The following is a 20,126-nucleotide window of genomic DNA, read 5'->3' as shown; positions in this document are numbered from 1 at the left end:
TCCTTTATTGATTAACCAACCATCAAATGGTAAAGAAAATGAACCTTGTAAAGAGTTTACTCCAGCGTGTAATGCTTGAACATCATCAATTAAAACAACGTTTTCCGCTTCTTCTAAACTATATTCTTGAGTAGGATTTTCGCCCCTAAAAACATGATAAAAATTAGGGCTAATGGAGACTTTAGCACCGATACTGGCGTTACCAGTGGGTTTGGTGTTCATTCTTTGAGCAGTGACACTACTATGAAGGAAGTTAGTTAAAATGCCCTTTTCAATGAGAGGAAGATTTTGGGTGGGTGTGCCTTCTCCGTCGAAGGTTTCACCGCTAATATTAGCCGGGTGAAGGGCATTATCAGCGATGGAAATAAGAGGGGAAGCCAGAGGTTTTCCCAAAGATTCGGGGGTAGAAAGGCTTTGTTTGTCAAGAATGCTTTGGGCGTTATAGAGGTTACTGAAAGCACCAAGAAGGCTAAGGAAGGCTTCGGGTGAAAAAACCACTTGATATTGACCAGATTTGATGGGTTGATAGTCTAAATGGCTGACGGTTTTGGTGACGGTTTCGTTAAAACAGCCTTCGATGTCTAGTTTTTCGAGGCTAGGAGACATTTTATAAGCGCCCCCACTCCTAGGCTTTTTCCCTTCTACTTCGGTGGTGGTGTAAAGGTAGATGGAGGCGTAGGTGCGATGCTCTTCTCTCAGCGCCCCTCCACTGTTAAGATAAAATCGCTCGATGTCTTGCTCGGAAATGCCGTTATAAGGCACGGAGTTGATGGCTTCATGGGCATCTAGTAGATTTTTTTCTACTTCTAGTAATTTATCGATTAATTCGGCGGGGGGGTTGGGTTTACCTAATTCTACTGTGACTGGGGGGAGGGGCGCTTGGGCTTCGGTGCTAAAATCGGGTATATATTCGGTGACACCAAAGTAACTGGCTTCTTGAGCGGTTTTGAGGGCTAATTCTAAGCCTTTTTCGTCAATATCGGTGGTGGATGTTACTCCGATTTGATTTTTTTCATTCCATACTCTCACAATAACGCTGGATTTTTGGGCGGATTTAACTTGTTTTGGTTCGCCTTGAAATACTTGGACACTGGTTTGATCTATTATTGATCCATATATGTCATATTTTTTTATACCTAATTTTTCCGCTTGGTGTGAAGTGCGCTGGGCGATAGTTGCTACTTTCGACATAATTTTATGATTAATCTTTCTTAACTTCTATCCATTATAGGATTTTAGTGTCAGATTACAGGTATTATGAGTTAGTTTGTAAAATAGCCACTTATGAAAACTAACCACTTTTCAGCAACTCCTAATGATTTAAAACGACTATATCTTCGCTACTTCCCCACCGTGTAATGAATTACACGGAACCAACGGGATCACGTTCAATAAATTGAACTAAGATATTAATACTACCAATTTGTAAGTGATCGCGCAGCGGCAGCCTTCGGCTGATCAAACGGATTTGATATTACTCATTATCCATTGTCCATTTTTACTTAAATTTTTCCATAACGCCGTCTTTTTCAGATTCAGAAATTAACCAGTAACTGGTGCGATACTGGCGAGGGGCGCTGGGTTGTCCGGGTAGTATTTCTGTACTAATATTTTCTGACTTTAAACCTACCGCAAAAGAGACAAGAGAAAATAGTTCTTGTTTGGTCAAATTAGTATCAAGATTTTTCTCAACAATATGAAAGATTTGAGGGAACTTGAAAAGTATCATGGGTGACTGTAGCTTTTCTCCCATGGCTTTTAATAAAATTTGTTGTCGCTCAACTCTACCAATATCCCCGAAATTACTCTCACGATAACGGACGAATTGTTCTGCTTGATCCCCATTTAAAACTTGTTCACCTTTTTGTAAATCAATAAATAAACCCTGAGTTTGATCAGTGTATTTCATATTGATAGGCACATCAACCGTCACTCCTCCTAAAGCATCAACTAATTCCTGAAAAGCATCCGTAGTAATTCTCGCATATTTATCAACGGTAACACCATTCAAATTATCCCTTAACACCTGTTGGGTTAAATCAATGCCACCAGTAGCATTAGCACTATTCACCTTATTATGATTACCTTCAGGAAATCTCATGCGACTATCTCTAGGAATTGAGAGCATTTGCACTGTTTTACCATCGGGATTCAAACGAACTAAAAGGATTGTATCACTACGACTATTAAACCTTTCGGGTGAGTCACTAGGATAATTTCGGTTTAAATCAACGCCTAAAACTAAAATATTGAGTGGTTGCTTGAGGGAAGGGCGCCAGAGAGATTGTAGTCCCAATTCTTTCATACCGAGAATACGGCTGGTAACGTCTTCCAGATTAAACGGTAAAGGGGTTTTCAAGGCTACACTCATGCCTACTAATCCGGATACTGTCGCCGTAAATGTTAGTATTCCACTCCAAAATAAACCTTTTAGTAACGGTTTTTTTTTGCCCATAATCTCAGGAAATTTTCTTTAAGTCATAAACTTTAATCTTATAACAATTTGTCTTTTATGCTTTAGTTAGGGGTTGCTGAAAAAGTGCCATCGTGAGGTGAAGGGCAATAGGCAAAGAGCAAAGGTAATTTAAAGATAGTTAACATTGTTGGGTTACGCTTTGGCTAACCCAACCTACAAATTTATTAATTAGGATTTTTGCACGGTGAAACAGGCATCTTGCCCGTATTTCTGGAGAAGTCAATTAATTAACAGATTCAACGGGGGTGGGAGTATTAGAATTAGGGCGAGAAGCAAAAGATTGCCACATGGTTATACCTACTACTCCAGCAAGGATAATACCACCGATAATACCAAATATTTTACCTTTGTTAACGGGTTCTTTTTCTATATCTACCTCATCATCAGCGCCCTCCGTCTCATCATGGGCATAACGATTATACAAAAAATCAATGGCTTCATTGCGTAATTCATAATAACGAGGGTCTTCCGTCACTAAGTCTCGAATGCGAGGACGATCAAATGGCACTGCCATTATTTCCCCTACCTTAGCACTAGGTCCATTGGTCATCATTACGATACGATCAGCTAAAAATAACGCCTCATCAATATCATGGGTAATCATTAACACTGTTAAACCATAATCTGTCCAAATTTTTAATAATTCCTCTTGTAATTCTTCTTTGGTAATAGCATCCAGCGCCCCAAATGGTTCATCTAAAATCAAAACTTCTGGCTTAATGGCGAGGGCGCGCGCTATGGCTACCCTTTGTTTCATACCCCCCGATAGTTGCCCCGGTTTTTTGACTGCTGCCTCAGTTAAACCGACCATTTGTAGGTATTTATTAACAATTTCCTTTTTTTCTAAATTAGATTTATCAGGGTAAACCGTATTAACGGCTAAATAAACGTTTTCATAGGCACTTTTCCAAGGTAACAGACAATAATTTTGAAATACCATCATCCGATCTGGTCCCGGTTCGGTGATTGTTTGATCTTGGAGAGTAACACTGCCGGTGGTAGGACTATTAAAACCAGCTACCATATTTAAAAGTGTGGACTTACCACAGCCAGAGTGACCGATCACGCAGATAAACTCACCCTTTTTGACTTGAAGATTAACCCCATCAAGTACCACATATTCACCATCTTCGGTGGGGTAAACCTTAGAAACGTCACTGATATTTAAAAAAACTTGACTCTCTTTTGATAATGTTGTTTGAGAATTTGTCACGGTTTGCATTGTCCTTATATTCCTAATGTTGTGTGTCATCAAAATTGATTGCCCTCACCCCAACCCCTCTCCCACAGGAGAGGGGCTTTTTTAGCTGACAGGTTGATCCAAAAGCACTTCAGCCACACGAAAATCACGCTTAATAGAGAGTCTTTCCAAATAACCAAGAGGATCATCCGGATTAAATACCATCCCATCAAAAAGGCTAAAACTACTGCGATTAGGTGCAGAATCAGGCAAATCTAATTGACGCATGGCTTCTCCCAAAATATCCGGACGGCGCACTCTCTCCAATACTTCAATCCAATTACGAGGAAAAGAAATATAACCCCATCGTGCTAACTGAGTTAAAATCCATAGGGCTTCGGAGCGAGAAGGATAATTGGCTTGATCTACAAAAAATTGATTATAACGCAAGAGATTTTCAGGCTCATCCTCCAGATTACGGCGATAAGGTTCAGTAAAACCGGGTTTAAGATACTCTAAAGGTACGGCTAAATACTCAGGTTTGGCTAAAATCTCCAAAATTTCTGGACGATTACGGCGATCATCACAATATTCACAGGCTCGAATCAGGGCTTTAACTAAGGCAATATGAGTTAAGGGATATTTATTTGCCCATTCCTCTGTTACGCCCAACACTTTCTCTGGATGCCCTGCCCAGATGTCTAAATCCGTGGCAATTACATAACCGCAATCATCTAGCACGGAATGACTATTCCAAGGCTCTCCAACGCAATAACCGTCAATGTTACCAGCTTTGAGGTTAGATACCATTTGAGCCGGTGGAATGACGGAAAGAGCCACATCTTGATCTGGATCAATGCCCCCTGATGCTAACCAATATCTCAACATCAGGTTGTGCATGGAGGCAGGATGTACCATGCCGAAATTGTGTACAGCGTCTGGGGTGTTACTGATGACACCTTTTAAATCTGCGAGGGTTTTAACTCCCTGTTGGGCAAATTTTTTACTGAGGGTAATGGCATTACCGTTACGACTCAATACCATGGCTGTTACCATGGCTAAAGGTTCTTGATCATTGGCACCTAAAGTCATACTCAGGGGCATTCCTGCTAACATTCCCGCTCCGTCTAAGCGCCCTTCAGCGAATCCAGCACCAATAGATTTCCAACTTTTTTCTCGACTGAGGGTAACTTGACTTAATCCTTCTTCTGCAAAAAAACCTTTTTCTTGGGCAATGATGAGGGGCGCTGAATCAATTAAAGGAATAAAACCCAAATTGAGGTTAATTTTTTCTAAACCATTCCCAGCAACAGTGAGGGGTTGAACCACCATTTTAGTTTTGTTAGAGCGTTTTTGTTGGTTGAGGAAGTAAACCATTTCATTACGCAAGGCATAGTAACTGGGGTGATTCACCACTTCTAAACGATGGCGTGGACGGGGGATCGGTACCTCTAAAACCTGTCCAATATGCGCTTCTGGACCTGTGGTGAGCATTACCACCCGATCTGATAATAACAAGGCTTCATCCACATCATGGGTTACCATGATAGTGGTAACATGGTTCTGCTCGACAATTTCCATCAATCTTTCCTGTAGGTTTCCCCTCGTCAAGGCATCCAGCGCCCCAAATGGTTCATCTAACAACAGGACTTTCGGCTTAATGGCAAGGGCGCGCGCTATGGCTACCCTTTGTTTCATGCCCCCTGACAATTGCCCCGGTTTTTTATTGGATGCAGGGCGTAAACCTACCATGCTAATGGCTTGATTTACCACCGCTTTTTTTTCTTGGGGGGATAAATTTTTCATCACTTCATTAACTGCCAAGGCAATATTTTCTCTGACAGTTAACCAAGGCAATAAGGAATAATTTTGAAATACTACCATGCGATCGGGTCCCGGTCCTTCAATCTGGCGCCCTTCGAGAATCACTCCACCATTGCTAGGTAAATCTAATCCAGATACCATATTTAAAAGGGTTGACTTTCCACAGCCAGAATGTCCGATGAGGGAAATAAATTGACCCTTTTGAATTTTCAAATCAATATTTTTGAGGGCAATATATTTACCACCATCAGGAAGGGGAAAAATCTTATCTAACTGATCAATTTCTATAAATGCAGACATAGTTTAAATAATTAATAAAAAATCTGTAGGTTGGGTTGAGTAAGCAAAACCCAACAAATTAAACTGTAGGTTGGGTTGAGTGAGCAAAACCCAACCAATGAAAACTTGTCATTACTTATCTTCAGCAACCACTAAAGTAGCAATAAAACTAACCAAACGATCAAGAATTAGACCAATTACGCCCACATAAATAAGAGCAATAATAATTTCTGACATAAAACCACTGTTATAGGCATCCCAGATAAAGAAGCCAATACCGACACCACCAACTAACATTTCAGCTGCTACAATAGCCAACCAAGATAAACCAATACCGATTTTTAAACCAGTAAAAATATAAGGAAGGGTAGAAGGTATCAAAATGTTAAAGAAAAAAGTTGCTTTTGATAGGTGCAAAACTCTGGACACATTGCGGTAATCTTGGGGAATTTGTTGCACCCCTACCGTAGTATTAATAATAATAGGCCAAATTGCTGTAATAAAAATTACAAAGATGGCGCTAGGATCGGCTTGGCGCATGGCAGCCAAGGAAATAGGCAACCAAGCAAGAGGCGGAATAGTTCTTAAAACTTGAAAAATAGGATCAAGGGCAGAGAAGAATAATTTATTACTACCGATCAAAATCCCTAAAGCAATACCCACCACTGCAGAAAGAGAGAAACCAATGGCTACCCGACGCAAACTCGCAGAAATTTGCCAAAAGAATCCTTTATCAACTCCACCGTTATCAAAGAAAGGATCGATAATATAAGGGTCCCAAGTATCTTGAATTACCTCAATGGGGGTTGGTAATGCCATACTTTCGGGAGAAGCCAGAATTTGCCAAATGACTAACAAGATGAATAAAGCCACAATGGGGGCAATGATTTTTTGAGGGGATTTAAAGACATTCTTCAATATTGAGATAACGGGATTGTTTTTCTTACTTAAACCAGTTTGAGCCACCATAGTTTTTAATAAAATAATTAGTAGTTAACAATAAATTCAGTGGGGCGATGCACTGCCCACCATTGAAATTCTGCAAAAATCGGGCTAGAAGCCCGAAATATGATCCTTACCTAGATTTTTTTGAATTGGAGACTATCTAGGTAGGCTTGAGGATCTTCAGGATCGAAGGTGATACCATCAAAGAAAGTTTCTACTCCTCTCGATGTCTCCGTAGGAATCTGATCCGCAGATACGCCAATGGCTTCGGCAGCCTCGCGCCATAAATCTTCTCGGTTAACTTTGTCCACTAAGGCTTTGGTATCAGTATCGGCAGGAATATAACCCCAACGGATATTTTCAGTTAAAAACCATAAATCATGACTTTTGAAAGGATAGGAAGCGTTATCGCGCCAAAATTTCATGGCATACTCGAAGTTTTCTTCTACTCTACCTGTGCCAAAGTCAATATTACCTTTTGATCTTTCCACAATGTCTTCATAGGGTACTTTAAACCATTTATTTTGAGAAACAATTTGACACATTTCTTCGACATTTTCCGCTTGATCGCACCATTGTTGAGCTTCTAATACTGCCATTAATAATGCTCTGGCGGCTTTAGGGTTTTGATCTACCCAGTCTTGACGTAAAGCGAAGGCTTTTTCGGGGTGATTATTCCATAATTCTCCTGTCACCAAAGCGGAGTATCCTGCTTTTTGCCCTACTAATTGAGCATTCCAAGGCTCTCCCACGCAGAAGGTATCCATGGTATTGGTTTTCATGTTAGCCACCATTTGTGGAGGTGGCACGGGTACTACAGAGGCATCGCTATCAGGATTAATGCCATTAGCTGCTAACCAGTAACGCATCCAAACATCGTGAGTGCCACCGGGAAAAGTCATGGCGGCGGTAAAGTCTCTACCTTCTGCTTTAGCTTTGGCTACTGCTTCTTTTAGTTTATCGGGGGTATTTAAACCGACTTCGGGAAAGGCATTACTAACGGATATACCTTGACCGTTAGTGTTGAGACGAGCCAAGATATACATAGGAACTGGTTGATTAGTAGTTGTTCCTAAGGTCATTTGATAGGGCATGGGGGTGAGGATGTGGGCGCCGTCAATACCACCACCACCCGAACCTAATTCGATGTTATCTCTGGTGACGGGCCATGAGGCTTGTTTGAGGATTTCAACATTGGTCATGCCATATTTGGCGAAAATACCTTTTTCTAAGGCTACGATGAGAGGAGAGGCATCGGTAAGGGCAATAAATCCTAGTTTAGCTGAGGGGGTTTCGGGAGCATTTTCTCCCATGTCAACGGTTTCAACTTGCCCTGTGGTAGCCGGATCGGTGGTGGTTTCTTCTGGGGCGTTATCAGCACCGCAACCATAAAGAATAGCAGCGCCCACCGCCGTTATACCACTGGTAACGAGAAATTTTCTACGGGATAATTTGCTCATTTTTATTCGCTTTTGTTAAGAGATATAAATTTAATCATTGTTAAATTTATATTTTCTTTACATTTTTTTCTCGGTATCTATTGTTACCAGATATTACGATAAATGATTAGTTTGCTGATTATTTATGCAATAAGTACATATTAATAATTGGTAATTGGCAATGGACAATGGACAATGAAAAACTATTAATTATATCCCCATCTCCCCATCTCCCCATCTCCCCATCTCCCTTTCTCCCTTTCTCCCTTTCTCCCTTTCTCCTTGTCACCTATTCCTGAATATTTTGTACGGGGGTGGGCGCTGGTTGCAGATTAGGATCGGTAATTTCTTTGGGGTAGGGCATGAGGAAAAGGAGAAGGGCGCTGAGAGCAAACCCTGTTAAGCCAAAGGCGACGGGCGCTGATTGTTCTACTAAGGATACTTCCATTTGACGGTAACGCCGTGAAACGGGGTTTAATTTAGTGGTTATTTGCGGTAATGTCATTTGATCGGCACACAGTTGATCAATAGTTTCCAGTAAATCGAATAGTTGTATAGTGCTTAGTTCTAGTTTAATTTCTTTTTCTGTGTGGTCTTTTTTTTCTTGCCATACTAAAAGGTGACGATTTTTTTCAGGTAATTTTTGCAAAAAGATATAGTCACTTTCTCCCTCTAATTCTTCTGGATGTGTCAATCCGCTTAAACATTGTTGCCCATAGGCACTTACGGCTTTAACTAAGTTATTAACAAAACTAACCCCCCCTGATAGGGTATGTGGTTGATTCATGATTTGACACTGTGCTACTGTTAATACCGACATAACGGGAGTGCTTTGACTTGAGGAGTTTTCATCGCTAAACCCTTGCAAGGATAGGACACAGTTGGGGGAGTTGTACAGGCGCTGGATGGGAATACTCATAAATCTTTGTAAGGTTGAATCGGTAAACTTAGATACCAACTATAGCAATACTAAATCAGTTGTAGCAATTAAGTTATCTGAAAAGCCAAGAGGCAACAGGCAAAAGGGATGGTATCTTGGATGTTTTTTCATAATAATTAATTTTTCACCAATGATTTATAACTGCCGTAGTTTACAATATTTTGATACGGCTCTAAATATTTTTGTCAAACTTCACTTGCTCATAAATATCAACAATATTTAACGATAAATTTAAAGATGATAATAACAAAATATCTTCTAGCTGATCGTATTCTCTTAGTAACCAATATCCTTGCTCATTTTTACTGAAGTGTTCAATTTTATAACTATATTGATCAATTAAAATATATTCTTGTAATTTATTAATACTACGATAATAAGTAAATTTCGTCCCACGGTCATAGTCTTGAGTTGACTGAGATAACACTTCGATAATTAGCAGGGGATTAGTAATAGTGGTGTTACCTTGATGATAAATAGGTTCACCTCCAATAACCATGACATCAGGATAAGTATATTGATTATGCTGGGGTATCCACAAGCGCACGTCACCGATGAGGACTCGGTATTTTTGCCCTTTCAACGCTATTTTAAATAGTGTACATAAATTGGTAACTATTTCATTATGATTTATTGTACCTCCAGCCATGGGGATAATTTCTCCATTTCTATATTCGTGTTTATACTGAGCTTGATTTTCTAAAGCTAAATATTCTGATGGAGTATATATTTTTTCCTCGGTAATAAGAGTATCTTTTTCTTTAATAATGGTGGCAGTCATCAATTATTCTTCCCATTTATTGCCGACTTATATTTGCTCATTGTAACAAGAATATTTACTGACTTTGATTGTTAGCAATTACATCTTGATATAGTTCTAAATATTTTTGAGCTTGAATTTTGAGGGTGAACTTTTCTAAGACAGTTTGACGGGCGCTTTGCGATAGTTGATTCCAGCGCCCTTCATCCTCTAATACCCAAGTAATGCCGTGAGCAAGATCATTGACATCAAAAGGTTTTGCCAAATAACCACTATGATGATGGGTAATTAGATCAGGCATACCACCAATATTAAAAGCTACACAGGGTGTGCCACAAGCCAAAGATTCCATCACCGTATTAGGTAAATTATCTTCGGTGGAGGGCGCTATGAATAAATCTACTGCAGAATAAGCTAAAGCAAGAGAAATATCGTCATTCAAACGCCCTAAATAATTTGTCTTTAATCCACACACATCAGCATTTTGAGAAGGGCGTGAAGCACCAAAAATGACTAATTCTAAATTATCATTATCCTTGAGGATTTCGAGGGAGGGCGCTAGAAACTGAAACCCTTTACGGCCATCGCTAGTGGCACTCATTGCTCCAAACAAAATTAATTTTTTATCTTGAGGTAAATTTAAAATATTTCTGGCAAATTTTTTATCGAGAGGCTTATAAATATTCGTATCAATACCATTATGAATAATCTCAATTCTTCGGTCTCGAAACAGGGAACTTTTTAAACAACAATCCTTTAACCAATGACTCAAAGCAACCACTGTAAAATCAACATTTTGCCACTGCTGAGACTTCCTAAGCCAAATTTGACGAGACAAATCATTTTCCTTCTGGCTTCCTAACTGTGGACAAATACCACAAGAATCAAGATAAGATAAACAATCTCCAGCGTAATGACATCCCCCAGTAAAAGCCCACATATCATGGAGACTCCACAGGAGGGGCGCTTTAATCTGCTTGAGACTACTAATAGGAATAAAACCCATATTAATCCAATGTATATTCACCACATCTGGACTAAGATCATTAATAACTCTAGCGATAGAATTAGGAAACCATTGCACACTAAAAGGAGTTTTTTGACGATTAGGATAAAAATTTTTGGGCAAATTATCCATAGTCGGTCTAATTTTAGTAACTAATTTCCTCCATTTATCTTGGGGAGAATCAGCCGTCACCACAGAGTGATTATCACCCACACGATTTTGAACTAACATCATAGAATCGATGCCATCAGTGAGACTTAACCCTTGATGTAAGCGATAGGCGGCGCGCGCCGCCCCCCCCGATATATCATTGGTGTTAACTAATAAAGATTTCATCATCCCTTAAATTGTTGTTGCCATTGCTCGATATTATGCCAAGGTAGTTTAACTTCTGTGACATACTCAGAATCTATCCAAGATTTAATTCCATCCCAATCATCCCTAGAAATAACAGGTAAGTTTGTATCTTTAGAAATTTCCAGCGCCCGATTATCCACAGCCAAAATTAAACTTCTTTTTTTATTTTGTAAAGCTCTAATTCCAGCGTGTAATCTTGTCCCAATATAGTCTAAATTAACATCTGCTAAAACCCGATCTAAAGCCTGTAAACTAGGTTCAACATAGATAACCTTTTCACAATTAAAACCCTTCATATAATCATAGTCGTTAGGTTGCTGTATCCAATAATAAATTTTGTCGTATCTTTCACTAAGAATATCAACCACTTGACGGTCTAAACTTTCATCTTGTTTATACTGAGTAAAAGTTAATAATACTGAATCTGAGCGGTGTCGTGTAATTTGTTGACAATGCGCTTCTGTCAACTTCCACATCGTTGGGCAACCCGTATTGATCACATTATTAAAACCAATAGCATTAAGTTGTTTTTTGGTATATTCATCACGCACAGAATGGGCATATTGATGATTAAGTACCGAATGATATAAATATTTGGTATAAGCATTAGGCAATCCCTGATACTGCCACCAACCAACTCCCATCAAAATAATATCATTTAAGAAAAAAGAATCATATAAACCAATTTTCCATTGATTATAAGAATTCATGTTGGCAGAAAGAAGATTTGTGCCACCGACAATGGCATAATCACTTTCTCTTAAATAGTAATAAGAAGTTCTAGAAATTACATCATGGGTAGGTATATTAACAAAAAAATCTCCAGAAAAAATCTGTTTTAGATAACCATATACTGCGTCCATAATAATCTGATCACCCAGATTAGAACTACTTACTGCCGTGTCTAATACAACAAGTTTTTTCATTTTTAAACAACTTAAAACTATTAATAAACTTTTATAAATCTCGATAATAACAATAGCTTAAAAAACTAATTTTTTAAGTGATTTTAAATATAACATATTCTGGTGAAATCGAAAGGGAATAAAAAATGCTTTAGTCAACATCTTAAATTGATTTCTCATTTCGGGGAAAATTAAACAACTCAAATGTGAATGAATACCATAAGAAATAACGGTGGCAATAGCTGCGCCTAAACCACCATAAAGAGGGATCAAGAAATAATTAATCACAATATTAGAAACAGCCCCTAGAAAAGAAGATTTAAAAGTAATAGAAGTAAGATTTTCTGTTAACAACCATTTACCTCTCGCTACCATCAAAAAGACAAAAGGACATGCCCAAATATGTAACATTAAAATGGGAATTGCTGATTTAAAATCGGCACCTAAAAGTTGCTCAATTAAAGTAGAAGCAATCAAAGTAATGAAAACAATAATTATCCATGCTAACCACGACATTAAATCATACAATTTTTGTAATCTTTGATAATATTCTTCCTCACTGTTCATTCTACTGCGTACAATACTGGGAAAAACTGACGTACAAACAAAACCGGGTAAAAAATACCACACTTCTGAAAAACGAATCGCCGCCGCATAATTGCCCACTTCTGCATCATTCGTTAAGCGCCCTAACATGATCAAATCAATCTTCATGTAGATCATAATTGCCATGGCAGAAAGAACTAATGGAAAAGAATCCTTTAAAATCGTTTTGGCTTTTGCTAGATTAACTCGCCATTGTTGAGTGGATTGTTGATACCGATGATAATAATAAAACATTATCAAACCAGTTAAAACAGACTCTACAACATATAGCCAAGCGAAAAAACTAATCGATAATTGCCGTGCCACAAATAAAACTTTTAAAACTGAAGATAGAAATAATACAAAAGTTCTAGTGAGTACCATGGGACGGGCTAAAACCTGAGAGTCAAACCAGAATTTAATAACTTCAAAGTTATTAGCAAAAATAGTTAGGGAAAGAATAACAATTAGATGATGAGTTTCGATACTATTCTGATGTATCAAAGAAGATAAAGTAATGGTTAAAATAATTGCCAAAATAGAAGAAGTGAATCTTAAAAAAAATGCAGTTCCTAAAATCTCCGTAGTTGAATCTACATCTCTGACAATATTTCTGACGACAATATTATCTAATCCCAATCTTGCCAAGGAGGCAAATAAAGTAACAAAACCAAGTGCATAACTAATTTTTCCTAACAAGTCTGGTCCTAAATATCTGATTACAATGATATTAATGGATAAACTAACTAAAAGACTAAGAAATCTTTCTGATAGTAGCCAACTAACGTTGCCGATAATTTTCTGTAATCCTGGACTGATTTTATTAATTAGTTTTTGCAAAACTTTCTAAGTTTTTATTCAAGAAAAATTATTTTAGTCATTATATAGCAATCAGGAATCATTTGAGAGAACATAATATGATATGCCCTCTCCCCCAACCCCTCTCCCAGAGGGCGAGGGGAGAATTATTTTCTATTAAATTCTCACAAGTCAGAACGGATTGCTATATATGCTTTTGACTCTGAATAAATGCTTGACACTCCCACCGTTAACCTTACAAGACTTATTAAGGTCATATTTATAAACCTTTTCACCATCCATCAACAAACGCAGGGCTTTATTTCTGATGAATTGAGCCGTACGAATAGCATTATCAATGGCTTGATATTGGTATTGTTTGCCTTTTAGCTTGTATTCCAGTACAGTCATTTGCTCAAGAATGTTGTTACGCTCTAATATTAGTACAAGAAATTATATGGTGTCAAGTCAATCAATGTATTCGATATTTTTATAGTAAGTGAGTACAAGAGCCCTCCACCATCTCCACAAAATTTTTTAACACCATCAAACCAGCATCGGCAGACTTTTCAGGGTGAAACTGTACCGCCATGACATTATCACGAATAACAGCGCCCGTCACCCTTTGACTACCGTGGGTAACTTCCCCAGCAATAATGGCTTTATCAAGAGGGTCAACATAAAATGAGTGAACGAAATAAAAATATGGTTCAGGGGGTAAATTAGCCCACAGAGGATGGTTAGCTTGAACTTTTGTCATGGTATTCCAACCCATGTGAGGAATCGTTAAATTAGGTTCAGACTGAAACGAGCGCACTTCCCCTTTGAAAATGCCCAAACCTTCTTCCTTTCCTTCCCCAGACTTCTCAAACAAAATTTGCAATCCTAAACAAATACCAAGAAAAGGCATACCCTGAGCAATAGCATCCTTAATGGGTTGAATTAAATTGCGAGACCTTAAATGCTGTATGGCAGGATCAAATGAACCAACACCGGGTAAAACAATGCCTTGAGCATCAAGAATAACCGGCGCAGAGTCAGTAACAATGGGAGTAGCGCCCACCTTTTCCAAACCCTTACACGCCGAGTGTAAATTACCCATATCATAATCAATTACAGCAATTTTGGTCATTAATTTTTCCTTAAATATATATAGCAAAGGGGAGAAAAAATTTAGAATTTAGAATTTAGAATTTAGAATTTAGAAAATAATTACTTCTACATTTTACATTCCTTCAATTGTCAATTATCCATTGTTAATTGTCCATTACAACTTTATTTTTTAAACTTCATTTGCCCCCATTCAAGTTGTTGTTGCAAGGCTTGAACATCACCTCTAGCTGCAGCGCCCTTCACCTCTCGCAAATAATGGGCATTGGCAATGGCTTCCTCTTTACTGCGGGAAGACGTGGCAAAACACTTTTCTAGCGCCTGATAAATGCCAACCCGACGAGTTTTTGTAAAAAATTGACGCTCCGTATCCAATAAACGAGCCATTAACTCCAAGTGCATAGCATCACCATCGCATAATTCCTCAAGGGTGCGCCATTCTTCTGTGCCAAGGAGACGATGTTGCCCTTCATTATCAGGATCATGAAATTCTAATCCTGTTATGTCATGATAAATAGTGGGTAAAGTGTCCTCAAATTCATGTTTTTCCTCTAACCAAATTCGTCTAATTTCCGTTAATTCAGCCTGAGAAATCAAAGGATAATCCTTAAATTGAGGTGGTGCATTTTCCTGTAAACTTTTTTGGGCTAAAAGTACCTTTTTCAACCAATATTCTCGCCATTCCTTCAAATATGGACCAGGGATATTATGGATTGTAGTATTACCATCCACATTGCGTTCATATAATTCCACTTTGCCATAAATACGGCGAAAATCCCTCTTATCATGGTCATTATCCACATCTAACTCATCGCGCAAATCGAGCAAAGGTTGCAACCATTCCTTTTCCTCATCATTGTGAATCATTGCCTCCATAGACTTATCCTTATTAACAAGGGTACACACCCAACAACCAAAACGAGAATCACCACAGCTAGGGGTGTTAGTATCAACCACCAAAGGACATTCGTTATCTGCCGTAGCGCCCCTATACATGGCAAAAAGATCGTTATTATCCACTCCCCAAGGGTTTTGCCACTGCATCAAATATAACCACACTTCATCGGTGCGCCAATCTTCAATGGGAGTGTAAACATAAGAATTGGGCATTCGAGAATTATAGTTCAAACGTTCTCTAATTCTGTCTTTTTCTTCTCGGCGCTTCATGTTACGGGCGCGATTGGTGCTTTCAGCTTTACGAGTGCCTAGCACAAGGATAGTTTCCCCGTGAAGGCGCACAGTTTCCCTGATAAACTGCTCTGCTGGTTGAATTTTCATTCTTTCTGTACACCATCGGAAATTGCGCCGAGGTGCGGGATAGCCTTTGCCGATCAAACATACCCAAAAAGTATTTTTAACCACTGGTTGAGTGAGGTGGGCGGTAATGGGCATATTTTGGCGGAGGGCGCTGTCATTAATTTTTTCGATAGATTGGCTCACCCAATAAGCGACGATGGGATTTTCCACTAAGGTATCATTGGTAATGACATAAATTTTTTTGTGGCGTTTTGCTTCTGGTAGTTGGGCAATGGCATTCCAAATCAACTGCAAAATACAAGTGCTATCTTTGCCTCCACTATAGCCAATAATCCAAGGAGTTTCATCATGGCAGTATAACTCTTGAATTTCTGCGGTTAACAGTTGCAAATCTTTGATTAATTCTTCCACACTACGGGGAGGGAAAAGTGGTAGCTGTTGATTATTCATAAGACTCCAAAAATAGAATTAAAAACCCTGACAAGACCTCAGTTCGATGCAAGAATGTCTGATAAGGCTAGGTTACAGGTTGCAGGTTTCAGGTTTCAGGTGTAATTTTCAAACGATGATATAATTCGAGCAAAAAAATTGAACCGAAAAAATTAATTAATATCAAGTTCGGACAATCTGTTACAAATAGGTTATATCTTCCTAATTTACCCACCGTGTAATGAATTACACGGCTAACAGTATCACGTTCAATAAATTGAACTAAGATTATTTTAATTGATTGATAAGTGAGCAAACGAACTTGATATAAGATATATTTTTTGTCAATTCTTTCACCTAATACCTAACACCTGATACCTGACACCTTTATTTCACCTAACACCTAACACCTGACACCTTTCCAGCGCCCTCCTCCCCTCAACAAATTAGTCGGGAAAATCAGTAACAGCGCCCTTGCTACTAGATGAAACTAACTTAGCATATTTACCCAAAACCCCACGGGGATAAAGGGGTGAAGGGCGCTGCCAATGCTTACGGCGCCCCTCTAACTCCTCAGCAGAAACATTGATTTGTAAGAGTTTTTGGGTAGCATCAATGGTAATACTATCCCCTTCCTGTACTAAAGCGATATTACCACCTACGGCAGCTTCGGGCGCAACGTGACCCACCACTAAACCGTAAGTGCCACCAGAAAAGCGCCCGTCAGTGATTAAACCAACTTTATCGCCCAATCCAGCGCCAATGATAGCGGAGGTGGGCGCTAACATTTCACGCATACCCGGACCACCCACAGGACCTTCATAGCGCACGATCACCACATCACCAGGGACAATTTTGCCTTTTAAAATGGCATCCAAACATTCTTCCTCAGACTCGAAGACGCGCGCTGGACCAGTAATAACGGGATTTTTCACTCCACTAATTTTCGCCACCGCACCTTCAGAAGCCAAATTACCTTTAAGGATAGCCAAATGACCTTCCTTGTAAAGAGGATTACCCCATTGACGAATTACATCTTGACTTTCTGGAGGATTATCAGGAATATCCGCCAAAACTTCAGCCAAAGTTTGCCCCGATATAGTTAAAGCATCCCCGTGCAATAAACCATTAACCAATAATATTTTCATCACTTGAGGAATACCACCAGCATTATGTAAATCCACCGTCACATAACGACCAGAAGGCTTTAAATCACAAATTACGGGAACTTTGTGACGAATTTCCTCAAAATTATCAAGAGTTAAATCAACCCCGATAGTATTAGCAATGGCTAACAAATGTAAGACAGAATTAGTCGAACCGCCCACCGCCATAATTACAGCGATAGCATTTTCAAAAGCCTTACGAGTTAATAAATGAGAAGGCAAAATTTGATTACGAATAGCATCCACCAGCGCCCGGGCCGAAGCCTTGGTACTTTCCACCTTTTCCCCATCCTCCGCCGCCATAGTCGAAGAATAAGGCAAACTCATGCCCATAGCCTCAAAAGCGGAAGACATGGTATTAGCAGTAAACATCCCACCACAAGAACCAGCGCCCGGACAAGCATTTTTTTCGATAGCAGTTAATTCCGCTTCATCAATTTTTCCAGCGCTATACTTTCCTACCGCCTCAAAAGCGCTAACCACCGTTAAATCTTCACCATTATGATGACCCGGTTTAATTGTGCCACCATAAACAAAAATAGCAGGGATATTGAGCCGTGCCATAGCAATCATAGCGCCCGGCATATTTTTATCACAACCACCGATGGCGATCACCCCATCCATACTTTGCCCACTACATACCGTTTCGATGGAGTCAGCAATTACATCTCGGGAAACCAAGGAGTATTTCATGCCCTCAGTACCCATAGAAATACCATCACTAATGGTAATAGTACCAAACATTTGAGGCATTGCCCCAGCTTCAGCCAGACTAGCTTCAGCACTTTTTGCAAGGTCATTTAAACCCATATTACAAGGGGTAATGGTGCTGTAACCATTAGCAATCCCCACAATAGGCTTAATAAAATCATTATCACCAAAACCCACGGCTCTCAACATGGCACGATTAGGGCTTCTTTGCACTCCCTGAGTAATGGCTTGGCTTTTGCGATTCTCTGTCATTGATTCATTCAAATGTGTTTTTCTTATATTTTCTCATATTCTTACCTGAGTTACACAGAAAAAACTTACAATCAAACTTTGCGACTTTGCGAGAGACTTCATCAATGTGGTGGGGAATACCTATCAATATCAGTTACAATTCAGTTAATCTAAGATAAAGCAACGTCAAAGACATAAAATATAATTTAATTATATCAACGTAAATATGCGGTTAATTATTGAAATTGAGAATGAAATGGATTTACTAAAAATTCAATCTTTAATAGGTGGTAAAACTGATACTTTTTTAGCAAAAGTTAATGAGAAAAAACGCACGAGGAAAGATTTTGCTAAATGGTGTAGAGAAAATAGTACCACCATTAGTAGTCTTTCTTCGAGAGAGGAAAGAAATGAAAGATAAATATTTCTTTGATACTAATATTTTTATCTATGCTGTTTTAGAACCTTGTAATGAGAAAGATATTTATAAAAAAGAAACCGCTTTATCTTGGATTGAAAATGAAGAAATAGAGGTTATTATCTCTAGTCAAGTTCTCAATGAAGTGTCCAATATTCTCTTACAGCGCATTTCAAATGAATAAACCACGTTTTTTGTTTCTCGCAGAGGCGCAAAGACGCAAAGATAATATTTGTAATAATCCAAAGTGTGGTTTAAGGAAATGAAAACTGCTGTTAAAAAAAGCAAATTTACACAAGTGCAAGTTATTGAAACTGTGAGGTGGATGATTAATAGCTTAAATGTTATTCCTCTAACTCCAGAGATAAGCCTAACTGCCTTAGATTTACATTATCGTTATCAGTTTTCCTTTTATGACTCTTTAATTATCAGTGTGGCTATTTCGTCAGAATGTGAATATTTGCTTACCGAAGATTTACAAGAAGGGCAAATCATTACTTATCGATCTCATTTAGTCAAAGTTATTAATCCCTTTCAGTAGAAGTTTAACATTATTGTAGGTTGGGGAGCAGGGTGTTTTCAAAGTCGGCATCAAAATGGATTTGTTTAGCAGGGGAAGCAGAGGAAGCAAGGGAGATTTTTTACTATTAATTGATTCATTAGTAGTTAAAAACTTCTGAATTTGAGACTATTAGCTAATTTTAGAAACTGAGATTTTTGAGAATGAAAACGCCCTGGTTGGGGAGAGCAAAAGCATCACCCAACCATAACTTGATTTTACTTATTGACGAGGTTTAGCTTTATTAACCTTCATTTGTCGTCCCATCCACTGGGCGCCATCTAAGGTTTCAATGGCTTTTTCTTCTTCGGTATCGTTAGACATTTCTACAAAACCAAAACCACGCATTCTGTTGGTTTCACGGTCAGTTGGTAAATGTACACGCTTTACCTCACCATAATCAGAGAAAACATTTTTTAAGTCTTCTTCTGTAACATCATAGGATAAATTGCCAACATATATGGACATAGACTTACTCCAAAATCTTAATTTACACTGGGGTAACTGAGACGACGGACATGAATATTTCCATATGGCTGAAGGCGTAACCTTACTAAACTGGAATCAAACACTGTTACCGAAACGAACCTCAATTGAACACTAAATTTAATTTATCATATTGTTACCATTCCCAAGCAAGTCTGTCGGAAAATTCCATCAAAAGGGTTAATGAATTATTAATTATAATCCTCCCTTTCTCCCTTTCTCCCTTTCTCCCTTTCTCCCTTTCTCCCTTTCTCCCTTTCTCCCT

Annotated in this window: 18 protein-coding genes; 3 read left to right on the top strand and 15 right to left on the bottom strand. The window is 38.7% G+C overall.

Features of this window, described 5'->3' with window-relative positions; genetic code table 11:
- From IGQ45_08815 to ilvD, 14 genes are all read right to left on the bottom strand, one after another.
- Positions 1-1,191: TldD/PmbA family protein (locus IGQ45_08815; GenBank protein ID MBF2057311.1), on the bottom strand; the 1,191-nt coding region annotated here is incomplete at its 3' end.
- A 307-nt stretch (positions 1,192-1,498) separates the two neighbouring features.
- Positions 1,499-2,455 (bottom strand): LCP family protein, encoded by a 957-nt coding sequence (locus IGQ45_08810; protein MBF2057310.1) that lies wholly within the window; start codon positions 2,453-2,455, stop codon positions 1,499-1,501.
- 244 nt (positions 2,456-2,699) lie between these two features.
- Positions 2,700-3,698: an ATP-binding cassette domain-containing protein gene (locus IGQ45_08805; GenBank protein ID MBF2057309.1), complete on the bottom strand. Its 999-nt coding sequence runs from the start codon at positions 3,696-3,698 to the stop codon at positions 2,700-2,702.
- 81 nt (positions 3,699-3,779) lie between these two features.
- The gene (locus tag IGQ45_08800) at positions 3,780-5,780 is read right to left on the bottom strand and encodes an ABC transporter substrate-binding protein (protein MBF2057308.1); all 2,001 of its coding nucleotides are present in this window, start codon (positions 5,778-5,780) and stop codon (positions 3,780-3,782) included.
- A 111-nt stretch (positions 5,781-5,891) separates the two neighbouring features.
- Positions 5,892-6,728 carry a nitrate ABC transporter permease gene (ntrB, locus tag IGQ45_08795; protein ID MBF2057307.1) on the bottom strand — a complete coding sequence of 279 codons (837 nt, stop codon included), beginning with the start codon at positions 6,726-6,728 and terminating at the stop codon, positions 5,892-5,894.
- A 110-nt stretch (positions 6,729-6,838) separates the two neighbouring features.
- Entirely contained in the window at positions 6,839-8,164 is a 1,326-nt protein-coding gene (locus IGQ45_08790) for an ABC transporter substrate-binding protein (protein ID MBF2057306.1), read from the bottom strand.
- A 268-nt stretch (positions 8,165-8,432) separates the two neighbouring features.
- A complete protein-coding gene (locus IGQ45_08785) occupies positions 8,433-9,062 on the bottom strand; it encodes a DUF4335 domain-containing protein (GenBank protein ID MBF2057305.1) in 630 nt (209 codons plus the stop codon).
- A 193-nt stretch (positions 9,063-9,255) separates the two neighbouring features.
- Entirely contained in the window at positions 9,256-9,864 is a 609-nt protein-coding gene (locus IGQ45_08780) for a Uma2 family endonuclease (protein MBF2057304.1), read from the bottom strand.
- 55 nt (positions 9,865-9,919) lie between these two features.
- Positions 9,920-11,185, bottom strand: a complete 1,266-nt coding sequence (locus IGQ45_08775; protein MBF2057303.1) for a glycosyltransferase family 4 protein — start codon at positions 11,183-11,185, stop codon at positions 9,920-9,922.
- A complete protein-coding gene (locus IGQ45_08770; protein ID MBF2057302.1) occupies positions 11,185-12,132 on the bottom strand; it encodes a polysaccharide pyruvyl transferase family protein in 948 nt (315 codons plus the stop codon). The genes IGQ45_08775 and IGQ45_08770 overlap by 1 nt, the downstream gene beginning before the upstream one ends.
- Before the next feature lie 57 nt (positions 12,133-12,189).
- Positions 12,190-13,536 carry a flippase gene (locus IGQ45_08765; protein MBF2057301.1) on the bottom strand — a complete coding sequence of 449 codons (1,347 nt, stop codon included), beginning with the start codon at positions 13,534-13,536 and terminating at the stop codon, positions 12,190-12,192.
- A gap of 448 nt (positions 13,537-13,984) precedes the next feature.
- On the bottom strand, positions 13,985-14,626 hold the full coding sequence (gene hisH, locus IGQ45_08760) for an imidazole glycerol phosphate synthase subunit HisH (GenBank protein MBF2057300.1): 642 nt from the start codon (positions 14,624-14,626) through the stop codon (positions 13,985-13,987).
- A gap of 143 nt (positions 14,627-14,769) precedes the next feature.
- Positions 14,770-16,311 carry a DNA phosphorothioation system sulfurtransferase DndC gene (gene dndC, locus IGQ45_08755; GenBank protein MBF2057299.1) on the bottom strand — a complete coding sequence of 514 codons (1,542 nt, stop codon included), beginning with the start codon at positions 16,309-16,311 and terminating at the stop codon, positions 14,770-14,772.
- A gap of 425 nt (positions 16,312-16,736) precedes the next feature.
- A complete protein-coding gene (ilvD, locus tag IGQ45_08750) occupies positions 16,737-18,419 on the bottom strand; it encodes a dihydroxy-acid dehydratase (protein MBF2057298.1) in 1,683 nt (560 codons plus the stop codon).
- A gap of 205 nt (positions 18,420-18,624) precedes the next feature.
- On the opposite strand from ilvD, the gene IGQ45_08745 reads away from it, so the two are divergent.
- The 3 genes from IGQ45_08745 (at position 18,625) to IGQ45_08735 (ending at position 19,357) form a co-directional block, all read left to right on the top strand.
- Positions 18,625-18,819 carry a hypothetical protein gene (locus IGQ45_08745; protein MBF2057297.1) on the top strand — a complete coding sequence of 65 codons (195 nt, stop codon included), beginning with the start codon at positions 18,625-18,627 and terminating at the stop codon, positions 18,817-18,819.
- A complete protein-coding gene (locus IGQ45_08740; GenBank protein MBF2057296.1) occupies positions 18,809-19,000 on the top strand; it encodes a hypothetical protein in 192 nt (63 codons plus the stop codon). Before IGQ45_08745 ends, IGQ45_08740 begins: the two co-directional genes overlap by 11 nt.
- A 78-nt stretch (positions 19,001-19,078) precedes the next feature.
- A complete protein-coding gene (locus IGQ45_08735; protein ID MBF2057295.1) occupies positions 19,079-19,357 on the top strand; it encodes a PIN domain-containing protein in 279 nt (92 codons plus the stop codon).
- Between the two features lie 240 nt (positions 19,358-19,597).
- Here IGQ45_08735 and IGQ45_08730 read toward each other — a convergent pair whose 3' ends face one another.
- The gene (locus IGQ45_08730; GenBank protein ID MBF2057294.1) at positions 19,598-19,843 is read right to left on the bottom strand and encodes an RNA-binding protein; all 246 of its coding nucleotides are present in this window, start codon (positions 19,841-19,843) and stop codon (positions 19,598-19,600) included.
- Positions 19,844-20,126: the final 283 nt, after the last annotated feature.

This window comes from Cyanobacterium sp. T60_A2020_053 (genome assembly GCA_015272165.1).
Taxonomy (GTDB): Bacteria; Cyanobacteriota; Cyanobacteriia; order Cyanobacteriales; family Cyanobacteriaceae; genus Cyanobacterium.
This window is presented reverse-complemented; position numbering and strand designations above follow the sequence as displayed.

Coding starts and splice junctions, on each gene's coding strand:
- IGQ45_08785 (MBF2057305.1), bottom strand. CDS start 9,062: ATGAGTATTCCCATCCAGCGCCTGTACAACTCCCCCAACTGTGTCCTA.
- hisH (MBF2057300.1), bottom strand. CDS start 14,626: ATGACCAAAATTGCTGTAATTGATTATGATATGGGTAATTTACACTCG.
- IGQ45_08790 (MBF2057306.1), bottom strand. CDS start 8,164: ATGAGCAAATTATCCCGTAGAAAATTTCTCGTTACCAGTGGTATAACG.
- dndC (MBF2057299.1), bottom strand. CDS start 16,311: ATGAATAATCAACAGCTACCACTTTTCCCTCCCCGTAGTGTGGAAGAA.
- IGQ45_08740 (MBF2057296.1), top strand. CDS start 18,809: ATGAAAGATAAATATTTCTTTGATACTAATATTTTTATCTATGCTGTT.
- ilvD (MBF2057298.1), bottom strand. CDS start 18,419: ATGACAGAGAATCGCAAAAGCCAAGCCATTACTCAGGGAGTGCAAAGA.
- IGQ45_08810 (MBF2057310.1), bottom strand. CDS start 2,455: ATGGGCAAAAAAAAACCGTTACTAAAAGGTTTATTTTGGAGTGGAATA.
- IGQ45_08770 (MBF2057302.1), bottom strand. CDS start 12,132: ATGAAAAAACTTGTTGTATTAGACACGGCAGTAAGTAGTTCTAATCTG.
- IGQ45_08775 (MBF2057303.1), bottom strand. CDS start 11,185: ATGAAATCTTTATTAGTTAACACCAATGATATATCGGGGGGGGCGGCG.
- IGQ45_08730 (MBF2057294.1), bottom strand. CDS start 19,843: ATGTCCATATATGTTGGCAATTTATCCTATGATGTTACAGAAGAAGAC.
- IGQ45_08805 (MBF2057309.1), bottom strand. CDS start 3,698: ATGCAAACCGTGACAAATTCTCAAACAACATTATCAAAAGAGAGTCAA.
- IGQ45_08735 (MBF2057295.1), top strand. CDS start 19,079: ATGAAAACTGCTGTTAAAAAAAGCAAATTTACACAAGTGCAAGTTATT.
- IGQ45_08780 (MBF2057304.1), bottom strand. CDS start 9,864: ATGACTGCCACCATTATTAAAGAAAAAGATACTCTTATTACCGAGGAA.
- ntrB (MBF2057307.1), bottom strand. CDS start 6,728: ATGGTGGCTCAAACTGGTTTAAGTAAGAAAAACAATCCCGTTATCTCA.
- IGQ45_08745 (MBF2057297.1), top strand. CDS start 18,625: ATGCGGTTAATTATTGAAATTGAGAATGAAATGGATTTACTAAAAATT.
- IGQ45_08800 (MBF2057308.1), bottom strand. CDS start 5,780: ATGTCTGCATTTATAGAAATTGATCAGTTAGATAAGATTTTTCCCCTT.